Origin of the sequence: Aromatoleum evansii, assembly GCF_012910805.1 — a bacterium.
Classification (GTDB): Bacteria; Pseudomonadota; Gammaproteobacteria; order Burkholderiales; family Rhodocyclaceae; genus Aromatoleum; species Aromatoleum evansii.
On sequence record NZ_WTVK01000014.1, the window covers coordinates 1 to 16,810 of the forward strand.

Sequence of the window (16,810 nt, forward strand, 5' to 3'; positions counted from 1 at the left end):
GAGACAGCCGTGATCGTCCGCCCCCGCCCGCACTGGGTCCATCTGCTGTTCGTACGCCGCGGCTCGCTCGTCCCGCGCATCCTGTCCCAGCAACTGTTCATCTTCGCGCTGTCCTGCGCCGTCGTGCTGCTGCACGGTCAGCTCTTCCACTGGAAGGTCACGCTCACCGCGACACCGTTCTCGCTCATGGGCGTCGCCTTCGCGATCTTCCTCGGCTTCCGCATCAACGCGAGCTACGATCGCTACTGGGAGGCGCGCAAGCTGTGGGGCGCCGTGCTCGTCGAAGCGCGCAACCTCGCACGCCAGGCCCTCAACCTCGCGACGCCGCGCGACGCGCAGCGCGCGTTCGTGCTCGGCCTGGTCGGTTTCGCCACGGCGATGCGCAACCAGCTGCGCGGGCGTCCGCGCGACACCGATCTCGCCGGACTGCTACCCATGGACCTCGTCGAGCGCGTGGGCAGCGCGCGCTTCGGCCCCGCGCTGATCCTGCTGTGGCTGGGCGAATGGCTGCGCGAGCGGCGCGCGGCCGGCGAGCTCGACGCCATCGCCGCGCAGCAGATGGAGCAGTCGCTCAACGACCTCTCCGGCGCGCTGGGAGGCTGCGAGCGCATCGCCAACACGCCGCTGCCCTTCACCTATTCGGTGATCCTGCACCGCAGCGCCTACTTCTACTGCATGCTGCTGCCCTTCGGCCTGGTGGATTCGATCGGGATCATGACGCCGCTGATCGTGTGCTTCGTCTCCTACACCTTCTTCGCGCTCGAAGCGCTCAGCGACGAGATCGACGACCCCTTCGGCACCATGCCCAACGATCTGGCGCTCGACGCGCTGGTGGCGGGCATAGACGCCAGCCTGCGCGAGATGCTCGGCGAGGCGCCCCCGCCCGCGCCGCAGCCCGACGCGAACTGCCTGCTGACCTGAACCGAATTACCAGCCGAACCCCTTGCGCAGCACGAGCAGCACGCACATGCCGCCAATGAAGGGCAGCCACGGATTACGCGAACGCACCGCGGCGAGCGCGACGACGACCCCGGCGGCGAGCTTGGGGTTCGCCGGATCGAACGCACCCGCATCGAGCAGCAGATCCGGCATGATCAGCGCCGACAGCGCCGCGGCCGGTGCATAGCGCAGCGCTCGCTGCAGCGCAGGCGGCAGGCGCGCGCCTTCGCCGCTGATCACGAAACTGCCGCGCGTGAGGATGGTCGTCGAGCCGATCGCCAGCAGCGTCAGCCACAGCCAGACGCCCTCTACCATGTCCGTCTCCGCCGCTCCGCCCAGTGTTCTGCAGCAAAGCCGGCCGCGATGCCCACGGCGATCCCGGCGATGACGCCGAGCCTGAGCGGCAGGCCGCGCAGCAGCACAGCCCCGAGGCCACCGACGAGCGCGGCGACCAGCATCGCGCGCTGTTTCACCATCGGCACGAGCATCACCATCAGCGCGATCGTCGTCATGAACTCCAGCGACCAATCCTTGGGGAAGATCTCCGCCCCGAGCACCCCGGCAAGCCCGCCGAGCTGCCACATGCTCCAGCACAGCATCGCCGGCGCGACATAAAAGCCCCAGCGCCAGTGCGGATCGTCGTTGCGCAGCAGGCGGTCCGCGCACAGCACGAACAGGCCGTCGACGAGCAGATAGCCCGACAGCAGGCGCCTGGACCACGACGCACCATGGAAGGCCGGCGCCAGCGCCGCGCTGAAGATCACGAAGCGCAGGTTGAGCACCAGCGCGGTCACGAAGATCAGCCACAGCGGCGCGCCGGCGGCGATCAGGGGCAGCGTGCCGAGCTGGGCCGTGCCGGCGTAGACGATCAGGTTCATGCCGATCGACTCGGCCGCGGACAGGCCGGTCGAGCGCATCGCCACACCGGTGACGATCGCCCACGGCAGCAGGCCGACCGACATCGGCAACATCAGCCGGAACCCCTCGCGGGCGCCGCGCTTGAAAGATTCGTTCATTGGGGGAAGCTCACCCGAAACGGGAAAGCGCTTAAGGATACCAGTCCTGCCACCGCGTCGGCAGGCAAGCTTCGCGCGATGCTCCGAAATCAGCGCCGCTGCTGAGCCATCTGCGCGCGCGCGGCCCACACCTCGGCCGGCCAGGTGCTCTGAATGTACGCCAGCGTCGCGCGGATCTCGTCGTCGGACAGCACGCGGGCGAACGCCGGCATGTCGCTCGCGTAGCCTTCGGGCGCCCACGGCGGCACCATGCCGTCGCGCGTGATGTTCACCAGCAGCTCGTTCGGATGATGCCAGGTGTGCCCGGACGCATCGTGCGGCGGCGCCGGCAACCGGCCGTCGGCCCTGCGCTGGCGCCAGTCGGGCTGCCCCTCGAGCTGCGCACCATGACACGAAGCGCAGTGGCGGTGGTACAGCGGCTCTCCCCGCGCAACCTGCGCCGCGTCCTTCGGGTCGATCCCATCCTCACCGCCGCACCCCGCAAGCAGCACCGCGAGCGCCGCGGCACACGCCCCCTTGCGCGGCTTACGGATCACGCCGGTCGCCGCAGGGGTGGCGATCGGCCCCGCAGTGCTGGAAGTCGCCGAGCGGGCGGTTGAAGGTGTACTCGAACGGCTTGCCGACGAGTTCATGCGCGGCATCGCCGGCCGAGCCCGTCGGCAGCGTGAAGGGCAGCGCGACGACGAACACCGCGGCGCCGATCACCGTCCCCACGAGTCCGAGCGGGCGCACGATGAGCAGGTCCGCCGTCATGTCGCCGGCACGGTCGCCGGTGACGGTCCCCGCCTGCTGCGCGGACACCCCCGCACTCGTCGTCAGCAACACGACCGCCCCCAGGGCGGCGGCAAGCTTCCTGCGCATGTTCCATTCTCCCGCACCCCGGGGCGTCCGGGGCTGACGAAGTCTCAATGGCTGGCGAAGACCCGCGTCCTGCCGTCGGCGGTGACGCTCACGACGTCGTAGCGGTCCGCCGGGTACGGACCTTCCATCCCCGGCGAGCCCTGCGGCATGCCGGGCGCCGAGATGCCGGCGACCTTGGGCTTCTCCGCCAGCAGACGCTTCACGTCGGCGGCGGGCACGTGCCCCTCGACGAAGTATCCGCCGACCTTCGCAGTATGGCAGGAGCCCAGCGCCTGCGGCACGCCCGCCTCGCGCTTGACCGCGCCCATGTCGGCGCTCTTGATCTCCTTCACGGAGAAACCCGCCGCGCGCATGTGCTCGGCCCACTTGCCGCAGCAGCCGCAGTTGGGATCCTTGTACATCACCACCTCCTCTCCGGTGGCGAGCACCGGCGCGGCGAAGGCCGCGGCCAGCGCCAGCGTGGCGACCAGGGCGAGGGGACGGCGGGCGGGACGGGACGGCTTGTGCGACTTCATGTTTTCCTCTGCATCAGACGGTTGCCGATGTTTGGCCCGACGCGGGCGACGAAGGTTCCGCCCCGCGGGCCCCGGCTGCCGCGATACGCGCATCGGCAGACGCGAGCGGCAGGTAGAGCGTGAAGGTGGTGAGGCCGCCGGCGGATTCCACCCCTATGCGGCCGCCATGCGCCTCGACGATGGAGCGCGTGATCGCGAGCCCCAGCCCCGCACCGTCGCCCTGGCGCGTGCGCGCCGCGTCGACGCGGTGGAAGCGGTCGAAGATGCGCGCGAGATGCTCGGGCGGGATCGTCTCGCCGGGGTTGCTCACCGCGAGCCGCGCCTCGTCGCCGGCCGTATCGATCGCGATGCGCACGACACCGCCCGGCGCCGCATGGCGCAGCGCGTTCGACAGCAGGTTCGACACCGCGCGCCGCAGCATCAGGCGGTCGCCCTGCACGCGCGCATCGCCGCCGACTTCCAGGCGAAGGCCCTTCTCCTCGACCAGCGCCTCGTAGAACTCCGCCAGCGCGCCCGCCTCCCCGGCGAGCGACAGCGTCTCGGCCGGCCGCGGCAGCAGGCCGTTGTCCGCCTGCGCGAGGAACAGCATGTCGGCGATCATGCGCGCGAGCCGCTCGTATTCCTCGAGGTTCGACAGCAGGATCTCGCGATACTCGTCGGCGTTGCGAGCACGCCCGAGCGCGACCTCGGTCTGCGTCATCAGGTTGCTCACCGGCGTGCGCAGCTCGTGCGCGATGTCCGACGAAAACTCGCTCAGGCGGCGGAAGCCCTCCTCCAGGCGCGCCATCATCGCGTTGAGCTCTCCCGCGAGCGCCTCCAGTTCCACCGGCAGCCGGCGCGTGTCGATGCGTGCCGTCAGATGCTGCGCCGACACGCCGCGCGCCACCTCGGCCATCTTGCGCAGCGGCGCAAGCCCGCCTCGCGCCGCGACCGCGCCGAGCAGGCCCGTCGCGACGATCGCCAGCGCCACCGCAAACCACAGGGAACGCTCGAAGTCGCGCATGAAGATGCGGTGGTGCTCGATGTCCATCGCCACCACGACACGGGCGGCGGGCGCCCCGGCGATGCCCGTGCGCGCGTTCGCGACGACCCCGCGATAGATATGGCCGCCCTGCTCCCAGGTATGCGCCGGCGGATAGGCGACCGGGTCGGGACCGGGATCGATGCGCGCCGCCGGCTCGGGGAAATCCGCCCCCGACGACGCGAACAGGATCTCGCCGCGGCCTGCGTCGCGAAGCACCGCGATCGACAGGCTATGGTGCCCTACCAGCGCGCTGTCGAGCTGTTGCGCGACGTTCGCGAAGTCCGCCTCGTCGCCCACCTGGGCGAGCACCGAGCGCGCGAGCTCGAGCTTGCCGTGCAGCTCGACGAGGTCGCCCTCCTCGAAATGGCGCTCGACCGTCGCCGAGATGTAGATGCCCAGACCCAGCAGCACCGCGGCGAAAAGCCCGCCGAAGAGCAATGTCAGGCGCAGCGTCAACGACAGCTTCGGCATCAGGGCGTCTCGAGCACGTAGCCCATGCCGCGCACGGTGCGGATCAGCTTGGGCTCGAAGGGGTCGTCGACCTTGGCGCGCAGCCGGCGCACCGCCACCTCGATCACGTTGGTGTCGCTGTCGAAGTTCATGTCCCACACCTGCGAGGCGATCAGCGAGCGCGGCAGCACCTCGCCCTGCCGGCGCAGCAGCAGCTCCAGCAGGCCGAACTCCTTCGCGGTGAGGTCGATCCGCTGCCCCGCGCGCGTCACGCGCCGGCGCAGCAGGTCCAGCTCGAGGTCGGCCGCACGCAGCGTCTCCGGTTCCTTCGACTTTCCCCGCCGCAACAGCGTGCGCACCCGCGCGAGCAGCTCGGAGAACGCGAAAGGCTTCACGAGGTAATCGTCCGCCCCCAGCTCCAGCCCGCGCACGCGGTCCTCGACCTGGTCGCGCGCGGTCAGGAACAGCACCGGCATCTCGCGCCCCGCGCGGCGCACCGTCTGCAGCACGCTCCAGCCGTCGAGGCCCGGCAGCATGACGTCGAGCACCATCAGTTCGTACTCGCCGGTCAGCGCGAGGTGCAGGCCATCCATGCCGTCACGCGCGAGATCGACGACGAAGCCCGCCTCGGACAGTCCCTGCCTGAGATAATCACCGGTCTTGGCCTCGTCTTCGACGATCAGGATCTTCACCGCTGGCTCCTTGCCACCAACACACCACGGAACGCATTGTGCCCGCGCGCGCCGGGCAAGACGCAAGATTACAAAGATGTAACCCCGGGGTCAGCTTTCTGTTTCCACGCCCTTTTCATACTGCCTCCAATTCCTGCATTGCATGGAGCCCTCCACATGAAAACCACCCTTCTGCTCGCAACCCTCGGCCTCTTCGCCGCCTCCGCCGCCCCGGCGCTCGCACAAAGCGGCCATGACGCCGGCCACAGCCACCACATGGCGCAGGCCGCCACGCCGGCGAGCGTGTCAGCCGCCCGGATGAGCGAAGGCACGGTCAAGAAGATCGACAAGGCGGCGGCGAAGATCACCATCGCCCACGGCCCGCTCGACAACCTCGGCATGCCGGCGATGACGATGGCCTTCCGCGCCACCGACGCCGCGATGCTCGACAAGGTCAAGACCGGCGACAAGGTCCGCTTCACCGCCGAACGCGTCGATGGCGTGTTCAGCGTCACGCAGCTGGAAGTCACCAAGTAGGATACGCCGGACGTTCCGGCGACTCGCAGGACGCCCCCCCGCTCCGGGGCGGACGACCGCGCGACGAACGACTCGGCGGCCGCCCCGCCGCCGCAAATAACAACACCTTCGCGGAGTCCCGACGATGCACTCGTCCAACGCGGGAACGCAGCGGCGGGCCCTGGCCGCCGCGCTGCTGATCCCTGGCCTGCTGGCCGTCGCAGCGACGGTCCAAGCCCAGGGCGCCGGCACGCCACCGGCCCCGCCCGCCGCCCGCAGCTTCCCGGTCGCACCGGCCGCCGCCACTGCGGCAGATCCGGCCACCCCGCTCGGCGCGGACATCGCCGGTCTCCTGCAGCACGCCCGCGGCACGAACCCCGCCTTCGCCGCCCAGCGCGCCGAGACCGCGGCCGCGCGCGAGCGCGTCGACTCCGCCGGCGCCCTGCCCGACCCGAACTTCCAGGTCGAGCTGATGGATTTCACCAACGAGATGCGCGGCGGCGGCACGACGCTGGTGCCCGGCCAGGTCGGCGAGACCCGCTACCGCTTCATCCAGCCCCTGCCCGGCTGGGGCAAGCGCGAGCTGCAGACGCGGACGGCGGCGGCGAAGGCCGACGAGGCCACGGCCCGCCTCGACGCCGAGTGGCTGGACCTCGCACTGACGATCAAGCAGGCGTGGCTGCGCTACTACGCCGCCGACCGGGAGGCCGCGCTCGCGCGCGAATCGCTCGCGCTCCTCGGCGGCCTCGAGGAAGCGACCCTCGCGCGCTACCGCCAGGGCCTCGCGCCGCAGCAGGCCGTGCTGCGCGCCCAGCGCGAGATCACCAGCCAGCGCCTCGCGCAGGTCGGCATCGAACAGCGCCGCCGCGCCGCCGCCGCGGCGCTCAACGGTCTCCTCGCGCGCGCCCCGCACGAGCCCCTTGCCGCCCCCGCGGAACCGTCCGCCCTGCCGGCCGTGCTGCCGCTTCCCGCCCTCGTCGAACGGGCGCGCGCCAACAACCCCGCCCTCTCCGCCGACGCGCACGCGATCGAAGCCGCGCGCCTCGAACGCGAGCGCACCTGGGCCGACCGCTACCCCGACTACTCGATCGGCCTCACCAACAACCGCCCGCGCGGCGAGGACCAGTCCTGGGACCTGATGTTCGAGGTCATGATCCCGTTGCAACAATCCGCCCGCCGCGCCCGCGAGCGCGAGGCCGCACACATGGTCGCCGCAGCCGATGCGAAGCGCGAAGCAACCGCCAGCCGCCTCGGCGGCGAGATCGGCTCCGCCTGGGCGGCCTTCACCAGCGCGCAGGAAACGCAACGCCTGCTGCGCGGCACGCTGCTGCCGCAGGCGCAGGCCACGCGCGACGCCACCCGGAGCGCCTTCGAGACCGGCCGCGTCGATTTCGACGCCGTGCTCGAGGCCGAGCGCCAGCTCGTCGACACCCGCATGAGCCTGCTCCAGGCCGAGGTCGAAGCGCACATGGCCCTGTTTGAAATCGAAAAACTGGTCGGAGAATCGCTGTGAAACCCGCCGCGCAACTCACCCTCGGCGCCATCGCGGTCGCCATCGCGCTCGCCGCCGGCTACTTCGCCGGCACCCGCAATGCGGAGCATTCCGCCCCAGCCTCCGCCGACGCGACACCAACCGCGGACGGCTCGGGCGGGAAGAAGATCCTCTACTACCGCAACCCGATGGGCCTGCCCGACACCTCGCCGGTGCCGAAGAAGGACTCCATGGGGATGGACTACATCCCCGTCTATGAAGGCGAGGACGCCGGCCCCGACGACACCGGCGCGGTCACCGTGAGCCCGGCCCGCCTGCAGACGCTGGGCGTGCGCACCGCGCTCGCGGAACCGCGCACGCTCGACGAGCCGGTGCGCGCCGTCGGCCGCGTCGCGATCAACGAGCGCCGCGTCGTCGACGTCGCACCGCGCTTCGAGGGCTGGATCGAACGCCTGCACGTCAGCGCCAGCGGCGACCCGGTGCGCCGCGGCCAGGCGCTGTTCTCCGTGTATGCCCCCGAACTCGTCTCGGCCGGCTCCGAGTTGCAGATCGCCGAACGCCTTCAGCGCGACGCGAGCAGCGACCCGGCCGCCGCCGCGTCCGCGCAACGCCTCGCGGAGGCGACCCGCGCGCGCGTCTCCAATTGGCAGATGAAGCTCCCGGAAGGAACGAAGGCCGGAAACGGGCGGCTCACCTTCACCTCGCCCGCCAACGGCGTCGTCATGGAGAAGAAGGCAGTCGAAGGGATGCGCTTCATGCCCGGCGAAGCCCTCTTCCGCATCGCCGATCTCTCCACGGTGTGGGTGCTCGCCGACGTCTACGAGCGCGACCTCGCGCGCGTCAAACCCGGCCAGCACGCCACCGTGACCCTCGACGCCTTCCCGGGGCGCCGTTTCGACGCCACGGTCGCCTACCTCTATCCGACGCTGGACGCCGCGACGCGCACGACGCCGATGCGCCTCGAACTGGCGAACCCCGACGGCCTGCTGCGCCCCGGCCTCTTCGCTCACGCCGACATCGCCACCGGCAAGGCCGCCCCCGTGCTGACCGTGCCCGCCTCGGCGCTGATCGACAGCGGCGAACGCCAGGTCGTGCTCGTCGCCCAGGACGAAGGCCGCTTCCTGCCCAAGGCCGTCAAGGTCGGCCGCCGGGGCAGCGATCACATCGAGATTCTCGACGGCATCGCCGCCGGCGAGCGCGTCGTCGTCTCGGCCAACTTCCTCATCGACGCCGAGAGCAACCTGCGCGCAGCGCTCGCGAGCTTCACCGCGGGCCAGGACAACGGTGCGGCCACCGCACCGACCTATTCCGCGGAAGGCACGCTCGACGCCATCGACCTCTCCGCCGACACCGTCAGCATCACGCATGGCGAGATTCCCGCGCTGAAGTGGCCGCCAATGACGATGGACTTCAACCTGGCCTCGCCCGAAGTCGCCAAAGGCATCGCCCCGGGCAGCCCGATCCGCTTCGAGTTCGAGCAGCGCGCGCCGGGCGAATTCGCGATCACGCGCATCGAAGCGGCGACACCCGCATCCACCGGTCACAAGGGGCACTGAAATGGCCGAGCCGACCAAAGGATGCCTGCGTAGGGCGGGAGTAGCGCAGCGTATCCCGCCATTCCGGCGTGCATCTCCCCCCGACGTCCGCTCGGCGGGATCCGCGTTGCTACTCCCGCCCTACGTCAATCCGCACATCGCGAGCCCGGAGGCCTGACATGCTCGACCGCCTCATCGACTGGTCCGCACGCAATGTCTTCCTCGTCCTGCTGGCGACGCTCTTCGTCAGCGCCGGCGGCGTGTATGCGCTGAAGAAGACCCCCGTCGACGCCCTGCCCGACCTCTCCGACGTGCAGGTCATCGTCTATGCCGACTACCCCGGCCAGGCGCCGCAGGTGGTCGAGGACCAGGTCACCTACCCGCTCACCACCGCGCTGCTGGCCGTGCCCAAGGCCAAGGTCGTGCGCGGCTTCTCGATGTTCGGCGCGTCCTATGTCTACGTGATCTTCGAGGACGGCACCGACATCTACTGGGCGCGCTCGCGCGTGCTCGAGTACCTGTCGTCCGCCGCCGGCCGCATGCCCGCCGGCGTCGCGCCGCAGATCGGCCCGGACGCCACCGGCGTCGGCTGGGTGTACCAATACGCCCTCACCGGCAAGGACCGTTCGCTCGCCGAGCTGCGCAGCCTGCAGGACTGGTACGTGCGCTACCAGCTCACCAAGGCGCAGGGCGTGGCCGAAGTCGCGAGCCTCGGCGGCTTCGTGCGCGAATACCAGGTCACCGTCGACCCGCACCGGCTCGCGAGCTACGCCATCCCCCTCGACCGCGTCGCACAGGTCATCCGCGCCTCCAACCGCGACGTCGGCGGACGCGTCGTCGAGCTGGCCGAGACCGAATACATGGTGCGCGGGCGCGGCTACCTCAGGAACGCCGAAGACATCGGCAACCTCGTCCTAAAGAGCGAGGGCGGCACCCCCGTGCTGGTACGCGACGTCGCCCGCGTCGAGATGGTGCCGGCCGAACGGCGCGGCATCGCCGAACTCAACGGCGAGGGCGAAGTCGCCTCCGGCATCGTCATGGCGCGCTTCGGCCAGAACGCGCTGGACGTGATCGCCAACGTCAAGGCGAAGATCACCGAGATCTCGGCGGGGCTGCCCGAAGGCACCTCCATCGTCCCGGTCTACGACCGCTCGGCGCTGATCGAGCGCGCGATCGCCAACCTCAAATGGACGCTGTTCGAGGAAAGCCTGATCGTCGCCGCGGTGTGCATCGTGTTCCTCATGCACGTGCGCAGCGCGCTCGTCGCGATCATCACGCTGCCCATCGGCATCCTCATCGCCTTCATCGCCATGCGCTCGCTCGGTCTCGGCTCCAACATCATGAGCCTGGGCGGCATCGCGATCGCAATCGGCGCGATGGTCGACGCCGCGATCGTGATGATCGAGAACGCCCACAAGCGCCTCGAGCACCTGCCCGACAACGCCACCGTCGCCGAGCGCGGCGAAGCGATGATCCGCGCCTGCAAGGAAGTCGGGCCGGCGCTGTTCTTCTCGCTACTGATCATCACCGTCTCCTTCCTGCCCGTATTCACCCTCGAAGGCCAGGAAGGCCGCATGTTCTCGCCGCTCGCCTTCACCAAGACCTTCGCGATGGCCGGCGCCGCGCTCCTGTCGGTGACGCTCGTGCCGGTGCTGATGATGCTCTTCATCCGCGGCCGCATCCTGCCCGAGGCGAAGAACCCCGTGAACCGCGCGCTGATCTGGCTCTACCGCCCGATCATCACTTGGGTCATGCGCCACCGCTGGCTGACGCTGATCGCCGCCGCAATCTCGATGGCGATCACGATTTTCCCCGCCCAGCGTATCGGCGCCGAGTTCATGCCCACGCTCAACGAGGGCACGCTCTTCTACATGCCCGCGTCGCTGCCCGGCATGTCGGTCACCAAGGCCGGCGAACTGCTGCAGACCACCGATCGCATCATCAAGACCTTCCCCGAGGTGGAATCCGTGTACGGCAAGGCCGGGCGCGCCAACAGCGCCACCGACCCCGCGCCGCTGGAAATGTTCGAGACCGTCATCAACCTCAAGCCCGAATCCGAATGGCGCCCGGGGATGACGACCGACAAGCTCATCGCCGAGATGGACGCCGCGCTCAAGTTCCCCGGCGTCGCCAACTCCTGGACCATGCCCATCAAGGCACGGCTCGACATGCTCTCCACCGGCATCCGCACGCCGATCGGCGTCAAGGTCTTCGGCAAGGACCTCGCCGTCATCGAGCGCCTCGCGCGCGAAGTCGAATCCGCCGTGCGCGAGGTGCCCGGCACCACCAGCGCCTACGCCGAGCGCGTCACCGGCGGCTACTACCTCGACATCACCCCCGACCGCAGCCAGCTCGCGCGCTACGGCATCACCATGGACGACTTCCAGATGGTCGTCGCCACCGCGCTGGGCGGCGACCCGGTCACCACCACCGTCGAAGGCCTCGAACGCTACACGGTGGCCGTGCGCTACCCGCGCGACCTGCGCGACGACCCGCGCCGCATCGCCGCCGAGGTCTTCGTGCCGCTGCCCGCCGGGGGAAACCTGCCGCTCGGCCAGCTCGCCAAGGTCTCGCTGACGAAAGGCGCCCCGGCGATCCGCACCGAGAACGCGCTCCTCGCCGCCTACGTGTTCGTCGACATCCGCGACCGCGACATCGGCTCCTACGTCGCCGACGCCCGCAAGGCCGTTTCCGAAAGGGTCGACTTCCCGCCCGGCTACTACGCCACCTGGAGCGGGCAGTTCGAGTACATGGAGCGCGCCAAGGAAAAACTCGTCGTGGTCGTGCCGCTCACGCTGGCGATCATCTTCGTGCTGCTCTACCTCAACTTCCGCCGCCTCACGGAGACGCTGATCGTCATGCTCTCGGTCCCCTTCGCCCTGGTCGGCGGTATCTGGCTGATGTGGTGGCTCGGCTACAACATGAGCGTCGCCGTCGCGGTCGGCTTCATCGCGCTCGCCGGCGTCGCCGCCGAAACCGGCGTCGTGATGCTGATCTACCTCGACCACGCCTGGGAAGCCATCCGCGCCAGGCGCCTTGCCGAAGGCCGCCAGGCCGATGCCAACGACCTCTACCACGCCATCATGGAAGGCGCGGTCGAGCGCGTGCGCCCGAAGATGATGACCGTGGTCGCCATCATTGCCGGCCTGCTGCCCATCATGTGGGGCACCGGCACCGGCAGCGAGGTCATGAGCCGCATCGCCGCGCCGATGGTCGGCGGCATGCTGTCCTCGACGGTCCTGACGCTGGGGGTGATTCCCGCGATCTATGCGCTGGTGAAGGAATGGGAGCTGCGGCGGAAACAGGGGTCGGGAGATCGAGTCGGCGAACATCGGCAGCACGCGGTATGATGGACTTGGCCTGCCGTCTGCCGCACTATTAAGGCGGCAATCGAATACCTCCGTTCGCCCTGAGCCCGTCGAAGGGCATTGGCAGGGCTTCGACAGGCATGTCCTGAGCGAAGTCGAAGGGCTCAGCCCGAACGGTATCGGTTGCCATGTTGATAAGCTGAGTCTCCCGCCTCCAGGCCCCGCTGATGCGCCTCGCCCCCGAACAAATTGCCATCGTTCTGAGCATTGCCCGTGAAGTGATGGGGGAGGACGTCACCGTCAGCGTCTTCGGCTCGCGCCTGGACGACCGCCGCCGCGGTGGTGACCTCGACGTGCTCGTCGAAACCGCCGAGCGACGCTCCCTGCTGCAGCGAGCGGAACTCAAGCTCCGCCTGGAAACCGCCCTGCACATCCCGGTCGATATCGTCGCCCGCGCACGCAACGCCGAAGCGACCCCATTCCAGGCGCTGGCGATGGCGCGCGCTACCCGGCTGGAGATGCCCCGATGAGCCGCGATCTGCTCGAAGCCGAACGCAAGCACCTGTCAAACCTGCTCGAAGCGATCCAGCGTTGTGTCTTCTTCCTGCACGAATCGGAATCGAAACACCTTTGGCCGATCGACGGCGCGCAACTCGCTGGCCGCAAGAAGGACGTCGCCCTGTTCGAATCACTGGCCGCGATCAACGAGCGCTTCGCCAAGTTGCAGGACACCCTCGCTGCCGCAATGCGGCATAGCGCCTTGCTGATGGGGGAGCCCACCGACAGCTTCCTGAGGGTACTGGCGCTCTTCGAGAAACTGGGCGTGATCGACTCCACCTCCGACTGGCAACGCAGCCGTGCCGCACGCAATCTCGCCGCGCACGACTACGAAACGGACTACGACGACATTGCCGAGCATTTCAATGCTCTGCACGAGTTAACCGCCATGCTTTACGCCGCTGCGCGCCGGCTCACCGACACATGCTCGCAAACGCTTCAGATTCAACCCGTCAGCGCGGACTTCTCGACCGAATTCGCTCGCATCACCGCACAGTGGGGGACTCGGATCGGCTGATGGGAGGTCGAATTCGTGGTCTGACCCCAAATTCCTGCCGGGGGTGATTCCGGCGATCTATGCGCTTATGCAGGAGTGGCGGCTGCGGCGAGGTATGGAGTCTGGCCCGGCCGTTTCGGCCCAGGAACCAGTCAGAGCCTGATGGCGAACTGCTGCTGCCGCCCCGTTCTGCCCCTGTTACACTGCGAACACACTCCGAAACGCTCAGGAGCGAGGTTGCGCGTGCATCGACTCATCGAAACCCATCGCGAAGAATTGCGGGCACTCGCACAACGCTATGGAATCCGTTCCATCAAGGTTTTCGGCTCCATGGCGCGGGACGACGCGGATGACGACAGCGACGTGGATCTGCTTGTCGAAACCGGCCCCGAAACTTCGGGTTTTGCACTGGGCGCACTCCTGATGGATGCGCAGGATTTGCTCCACCGGCGCGTCGATATCGTCACGGAAAGTGCGCTACACCCCGCGATGCGAACGCGCGTGCTACGGGAGGCGCGCCCGGTATGAAGGGCCGGAAATGAAACCGGGTGCCGAGGCCGACAGGGTCTACCTGTCCCACATGTTGGAATGCATTTCACGCATTACCGAGTATGTCGGCGGCGACGAGGCGCTTTTCCGCTCGTCGCGACTCGTTCAGGATGCCGTAGTAAGAAATCTCCAGACGCTTGCAGAGTCGAGCCAACGGCTCAGCGATCAGGTCAAGGACAATGAACCCGCAACGCCTTGGCGAGAAGGTCGACCTGATGGCCGCGCGCCTTGAACGCTCGCGCGGCTGGATCATGAAGCAGGCCCTGGCTGCGTGGATCGATCAGGAAGAGGAGCGCAACCGCCTGACCCGCGAGGCCTTGGCGGACGTTGATGGCGCGTGTGTCATCGACCATCAGGCCGTGCAGGCATGGGCCGACAGCTTGGGCACCGACACCCCGCTACCGCTACCGCGCTGATGTGGACGTCGGCGCCGGCTCTTCCCCACAGTCACGCCCATCCGCGACGACCAGCCTCTGCAACGAACCTGTCGGCCACGCCAATGAGCGCCGGAACAAATGCATGTCCGGCCTGCAGCGCCCCACACAAGATCGTCGGGTCTTCCACGTACTCATGAACCATCTGGTTTCTGAGCTTTCGCATCACCATCCAATCCTCCGCCGAATCGAGCAGCCCCAGCCGCTCGGCGCGATCCAGGTTGTCGATGGCAGCCCCCGCCGTCTCGCCCAGCGCAATCAGGAGTACAGGTAACAGCTTGTCGCCCACCGTGTCCTGCAGCCGGCTGAAGCGGCCGACAAAGGCATCGACACGTTCGGCAAGATCCGGCTCCGATTCGAGCCGAACGGCATGTTCGAGTGTAAAACCGCCCGCGAACAGACGTCGATCCGTCGCAGCGAGATGCCGTGCTTCCTTGCTCACCACGCGAACGAGAAACTGCAAACGGCTGGCAAGGCCAGGGTCGAGCGTCATAGCAACTGCCCCTCCTCGATCGCAATGTCGTGGATCGCAAGGTGTTTCAGATTGGGGGCCGCAAGCACCACGTCCACCCGGCGGCCCTGCAACAGGCGCGAAACACGGGCCGCCACGCGAGCACTCAGGAGCGCCGGGTTTTCAACGGGATGCGGCAGCTCAAGAAACAGGTCGAGATCGCCCCCGCGCGCCGAATCGTCGAGCCGCGACCCGAACAACCGGACGCGCGCCAGCGGCCCGCCGAGCTGGCAGGCAATGTCATGAATGGCATCCGCCTGCTGTGCGCTCAGGCGCATGGCACGGGCCTCCGGCTCGCCCGCTCCGCGTAGATCTTCGCGTTGTGGTGAATCGACTCGGGCAAGCGGATGCTCAAGGTCGTCATGCTGCGCCTCCTTCAATAATCCGGATGAACTGGCCCGGCGTCACGATCCCGGAGGTCGCTTCAAGACACCTCGGCCTGGAGGCTGAACCGATTCGCGGTGGCGCGTACCTCCTTCATCCGGCCGTGGCCGGGAAGGATCTTCTCGGTCACGGTCACCAGCCCGGCACGCTCCAGTTCGTCGACATCCCGCTTCACCGCACTGCGATCCCGATGCAGCCGCGCCGAAATTTCCGTGATCGAGCCCGGAATTTCCTTCACGACGCGGAAGACCGCCAGCCGGGCTGCAGTGATCAGTTTCATCACATCGGCAGGGTCTTCAAAGCTGATGATGCGCTCATCAGGCAACTGTTCGCCGCGGTCCGCAGCGCGGGCCAGCACGCGACCACGCCTGAAGAAATCTTCTTCCGTTCCGGTCTTGATGGTGAGTTTGGTCATTTGTAGTCCTTCAGGGCCAGCCAGTCATGTTCAAAACGCTCTTCAATGTCTTCGAAGCTGATGAATTCGACAGGTTCCACGACGCCGAAATAATGGCGATGATGCCAGTCATGAGCATTGTCGTAGCCGACGACACGCCCATTGTCGCCGGAGTGCAGGTTGTGGTTGATGTAGGCCAGGTTGTAACGCGTGATCTTCCGGGTGGCGTCGTCGACCCACACCTCTCGCCGCAGCTTCCCGTTTCCGCGCCTGTCGGAAATTTTGTGGGACTCATCGATGATCTTTATTTCAGCCATGATTGATCATATCATGGCTGCAAGCTTAAGCTGTCAACCTCTGACAATCCCGCTCGTCATCGAGTCGGACGTTGACATGGTTTGTGACAATTGTCACGGTAAGGCAGACAGCCTCTCGCAGCGCGCGACCCGCCAAAAGTCGCGCCAAACAGTTGTATTTGCTTGGATTTCTTGCGACGGGCGGGCGAACGCCGGAAAGCTGGCACAGCGGTTGCGTTAGGGATACCAAGCGGGTTTTCCGTGGTTTCCATCAAGGAGAGCATCATGAAAAAGGTTCAACAAGGCTTCACCCTGATCGAACTGATGATCGTTGTGGCGATTATCGGTATCTTGGCCGCAGTGGCGCTGCCGGCGTATCAGGATTACACGGTGCGGGCGCGTGTTACAGAAGGTCTGTCCCTGGCCTCGGATGCCAAGACGATCGTCGGACAGAGCGTGACGACTGCGGCAGAACTGACGGCCGCCGCCGGGGCCTTCAACGCCCAGGCAGGCGGCGCAGGCGCAGCCGGCAAATACGTCAGCTCGGTTCAGATCGACGGTACTACCGGCATGATCACGATCACCTACAACCCTGCCAACGTCGGCGGCGGCGTGTCGGCGTCCAGCAACACGCTCACCCTGACCCCGTTCATGGCAACTGGAGCAGGAACCTTCGTTGCGATCGACACGGCACTCACCAACGGCGACACCGGCTCGATCGACTGGGCGTGCGCGGCCGAAACGAGTGCTGTCGCGTCCGCTCGCGGCATGACGGTGGCCGCCGTCACGAACCCGGTTCTGTCGCGCTTCGTCCCGAACGAGTGTAAGTAATCTAGTATAGGGCGGAAAAGCGAAGCGCCT

Annotated in this window: 22 protein-coding genes; 11 read left to right on the forward strand and 11 right to left on the reverse strand. The window is 67.8% G+C overall.

The features are described from left to right. Positions 1-921 (forward strand): bestrophin family protein (locus tag GO615_RS08795; protein ID WP_246262207.1); only part of this gene is annotated, 921 nt, incomplete at its 5' end. A gap of 6 nt (positions 922-927) precedes the next feature. Here GO615_RS08795 and GO615_RS08800 read toward each other — a convergent pair. From GO615_RS08800 to GO615_RS08830, 7 genes are all read right to left on the reverse strand, one after another. Beyond that, positions 928-1,254, reverse strand: coding sequence for an AzlD domain-containing protein (locus GO615_RS08800; RefSeq protein ID WP_169127050.1), 327 nt, complete (start codon positions 1,252-1,254; stop codon positions 928-930). Next, positions 1,248-1,955: an AzlC family ABC transporter permease gene (locus GO615_RS08805; RefSeq protein WP_169127052.1), complete on the reverse strand. Its 708-nt coding sequence runs from the start codon at positions 1,953-1,955 to the stop codon at positions 1,248-1,250. The genes GO615_RS08800 and GO615_RS08805 overlap by 7 nt, the downstream gene beginning before the upstream one ends. Before the next feature lie 89 nt (positions 1,956-2,044). Beyond that, a complete protein-coding gene (locus GO615_RS08810; protein WP_339379991.1) occupies positions 2,045-2,491 on the reverse strand; it encodes a c-type cytochrome in 447 nt (148 codons plus the stop codon). Next, positions 2,481-2,816 (reverse strand): hypothetical protein, encoded by a 336-nt coding sequence (locus tag GO615_RS08815; RefSeq protein WP_169127054.1) that lies wholly within the window; start codon positions 2,814-2,816, stop codon positions 2,481-2,483. Before GO615_RS08815 ends, GO615_RS08810 begins: the two co-directional genes overlap by 11 nt. 44 nt (positions 2,817-2,860) lie before the next feature. Continuing rightward, a complete protein-coding gene (locus GO615_RS08820; RefSeq protein ID WP_169127056.1) occupies positions 2,861-3,331 on the reverse strand; it encodes a DUF411 domain-containing protein in 471 nt (156 codons plus the stop codon). A gap of 13 nt (positions 3,332-3,344) precedes the next feature. Further along, complete coding sequence (locus GO615_RS08825) at positions 3,345-4,826, reverse strand: heavy metal sensor histidine kinase (protein ID WP_169127058.1); 1,482 nt, start codon at positions 4,824-4,826, stop codon at positions 3,345-3,347. Beyond that, positions 4,826-5,497 (reverse strand): heavy metal response regulator transcription factor, encoded by a 672-nt coding sequence (locus tag GO615_RS08830; protein ID WP_169127060.1) that lies wholly within the window; start codon positions 5,495-5,497, stop codon positions 4,826-4,828. The genes GO615_RS08825 and GO615_RS08830 overlap by 1 nt, the downstream gene beginning before the upstream one ends. 156 nt (positions 5,498-5,653) lie before the next feature. Here GO615_RS08830 and GO615_RS08835 point away from each other — a divergent pair, with 156 nt between their 5' ends. From GO615_RS08835 to GO615_RS08875, 9 genes are all read left to right on the forward strand, one after another. Continuing rightward, positions 5,654-6,013, forward strand: a complete 360-nt coding sequence (locus GO615_RS08835; RefSeq protein WP_169127062.1) for a copper-binding protein — start codon at positions 5,654-5,656, stop codon at positions 6,011-6,013. 124 nt (positions 6,014-6,137) lie between these two features. Next, positions 6,138-7,505 carry a TolC family protein gene (locus tag GO615_RS08840; protein WP_169127064.1) on the forward strand — a complete coding sequence of 456 codons (1,368 nt, stop codon included), beginning with the start codon at positions 6,138-6,140 and terminating at the stop codon, positions 7,503-7,505. Further along, positions 7,502-9,040 carry an efflux RND transporter periplasmic adaptor subunit gene (locus GO615_RS08845; RefSeq protein ID WP_169127066.1) on the forward strand — a complete coding sequence of 513 codons (1,539 nt, stop codon included), beginning with the start codon at positions 7,502-7,504 and terminating at the stop codon, positions 9,038-9,040. Before GO615_RS08840 ends, GO615_RS08845 begins: the two co-directional genes overlap by 4 nt. Positions 9,041-9,198: 158 nt before the next feature. Continuing rightward, positions 9,199-12,369, forward strand: coding sequence for an efflux RND transporter permease subunit (locus GO615_RS08850; RefSeq protein WP_169127068.1), 3,171 nt, complete (start codon positions 9,199-9,201; stop codon positions 12,367-12,369). A 185-nt stretch (positions 12,370-12,554) separates the two neighbouring features. After that, positions 12,555-12,857: a nucleotidyltransferase domain-containing protein gene (locus GO615_RS08855; protein ID WP_169127070.1), complete on the forward strand. Its 303-nt coding sequence runs from the start codon at positions 12,555-12,557 to the stop codon at positions 12,855-12,857. Next, entirely contained in the window at positions 12,854-13,402 is a 549-nt protein-coding gene (locus tag GO615_RS08860; RefSeq protein ID WP_169127072.1) for a hypothetical protein, read from the forward strand. The genes GO615_RS08855 and GO615_RS08860 overlap by 4 nt, the downstream gene beginning before the upstream one ends. Before the next feature lie 222 nt (positions 13,403-13,624). Further along, complete coding sequence (locus tag GO615_RS08865; RefSeq protein ID WP_339379992.1) at positions 13,625-13,909, forward strand: nucleotidyltransferase family protein; 285 nt, start codon at positions 13,625-13,627, stop codon at positions 13,907-13,909. Between the two features lie 52 nt (positions 13,910-13,961). Beyond that, positions 13,962-14,162, forward strand: a complete 201-nt coding sequence (locus GO615_RS08870) for a HepT-like ribonuclease domain-containing protein (protein WP_246262210.1) — start codon at positions 13,962-13,964, stop codon at positions 14,160-14,162. After that, the gene (locus GO615_RS08875; protein WP_169127078.1) at positions 14,110-14,346 is read left to right on the forward strand and encodes a CopG family ribbon-helix-helix protein; all 237 of its coding nucleotides are present in this window, start codon (positions 14,110-14,112) and stop codon (positions 14,344-14,346) included. The genes GO615_RS08870 and GO615_RS08875 overlap by 53 nt, the downstream gene beginning before the upstream one ends. Before the next feature lie 31 nt (positions 14,347-14,377). On the opposite strand, the gene GO615_RS08880 is transcribed toward GO615_RS08875, so the two are convergent. The 4 genes from GO615_RS08880 to GO615_RS08895 all read right to left on the reverse strand — a co-directional run bounded on the left by GO615_RS08880 (position 14,378) and on the right by GO615_RS08895 (position 15,970). Further along, a complete protein-coding gene (locus GO615_RS08880) occupies positions 14,378-14,857 on the reverse strand; it encodes a hypothetical protein (RefSeq protein ID WP_169127080.1) in 480 nt (159 codons plus the stop codon). Then, the gene (locus tag GO615_RS08885) at positions 14,854-15,153 is read right to left on the reverse strand and encodes a nucleotidyltransferase domain-containing protein (RefSeq protein ID WP_169127082.1); all 300 of its coding nucleotides are present in this window, start codon (positions 15,151-15,153) and stop codon (positions 14,854-14,856) included. Before GO615_RS08885 ends, GO615_RS08880 begins: the two co-directional genes overlap by 4 nt. Before the next feature lie 146 nt (positions 15,154-15,299). Beyond that, on the reverse strand, positions 15,300-15,674 hold the full coding sequence (locus GO615_RS08890) for an HVO_A0114 family putative DNA-binding protein (RefSeq protein ID WP_169127084.1): 375 nt from the start codon (positions 15,672-15,674) through the stop codon (positions 15,300-15,302). Beyond that, positions 15,671-15,970: a toxin-antitoxin system TumE family protein gene (locus GO615_RS08895; protein ID WP_169127086.1), complete on the reverse strand. Its 300-nt coding sequence runs from the start codon at positions 15,968-15,970 to the stop codon at positions 15,671-15,673. Before GO615_RS08895 ends, GO615_RS08890 begins: the two co-directional genes overlap by 4 nt. 264 nt (positions 15,971-16,234) lie before the next feature. Between GO615_RS08895 and GO615_RS08900 the strand changes: the two genes are divergently transcribed. Continuing rightward, entirely contained in the window at positions 16,235-16,780 is a 546-nt protein-coding gene (locus tag GO615_RS08900; protein WP_169127088.1) for a pilin, read from the forward strand. Positions 16,781-16,810 lie beyond the last annotated feature (30 nt).

Excerpts from the sequence above, each read along its gene's own strand:
- GO615_RS08800 (WP_169127050.1), bottom strand. The coding sequence starts at position 1,254 with ATGGTAGAGGGCGTCTGGCTGTGGCTGACGCTGCTGGCGATCGGCTCG.
- GO615_RS08805 (WP_169127052.1), bottom strand. The coding sequence starts at position 1,955 with ATGAACGAATCTTTCAAGCGCGGCGCCCGCGAGGGGTTCCGGCTGATG.
- GO615_RS08815 (WP_169127054.1), bottom strand. The coding sequence starts at position 2,816 with ATGCGCAGGAAGCTTGCCGCCGCCCTGGGGGCGGTCGTGTTGCTGACG.
- GO615_RS08820 (WP_169127056.1), bottom strand. The coding sequence starts at position 3,331 with ATGAAGTCGCACAAGCCGTCCCGTCCCGCCCGCCGTCCCCTCGCCCTG.
- GO615_RS08825 (WP_169127058.1), bottom strand. The coding sequence starts at position 4,826 with ATGCCGAAGCTGTCGTTGACGCTGCGCCTGACATTGCTCTTCGGCGGG.
- GO615_RS08835 (WP_169127062.1), top strand. The coding sequence starts at position 5,654 with ATGAAAACCACCCTTCTGCTCGCAACCCTCGGCCTCTTCGCCGCCTCC.
- GO615_RS08840 (WP_169127064.1), top strand. The coding sequence starts at position 6,138 with ATGCACTCGTCCAACGCGGGAACGCAGCGGCGGGCCCTGGCCGCCGCG.
- GO615_RS08850 (WP_169127068.1), top strand. The coding sequence starts at position 9,199 with ATGCTCGACCGCCTCATCGACTGGTCCGCACGCAATGTCTTCCTCGTC.
- GO615_RS08855 (WP_169127070.1), top strand. The coding sequence starts at position 12,555 with ATGCGCCTCGCCCCCGAACAAATTGCCATCGTTCTGAGCATTGCCCGT.
- GO615_RS08860 (WP_169127072.1), top strand. The coding sequence starts at position 12,854 with ATGAGCCGCGATCTGCTCGAAGCCGAACGCAAGCACCTGTCAAACCTG.
- GO615_RS08870 (WP_246262210.1), top strand. The coding sequence starts at position 13,962 with ATGTTGGAATGCATTTCACGCATTACCGAGTATGTCGGCGGCGACGAG.
- GO615_RS08875 (WP_169127078.1), top strand. The coding sequence starts at position 14,110 with ATGAACCCGCAACGCCTTGGCGAGAAGGTCGACCTGATGGCCGCGCGC.
- GO615_RS08880 (WP_169127080.1), bottom strand. The coding sequence starts at position 14,857 with ATGACGCTCGACCCTGGCCTTGCCAGCCGTTTGCAGTTTCTCGTTCGC.
- GO615_RS08885 (WP_169127082.1), bottom strand. The coding sequence starts at position 15,153 with ATGCGCCTGAGCGCACAGCAGGCGGATGCCATTCATGACATTGCCTGC.
- GO615_RS08890 (WP_169127084.1), bottom strand. The coding sequence starts at position 15,674 with ATGACCAAACTCACCATCAAGACCGGAACGGAAGAAGATTTCTTCAGG.
- GO615_RS08895 (WP_169127086.1), bottom strand. The coding sequence starts at position 15,970 with ATGGCTGAAATAAAGATCATCGATGAGTCCCACAAAATTTCCGACAGG.
- GO615_RS08900 (WP_169127088.1), top strand. The coding sequence starts at position 16,235 with ATGAAAAAGGTTCAACAAGGCTTCACCCTGATCGAACTGATGATCGTT.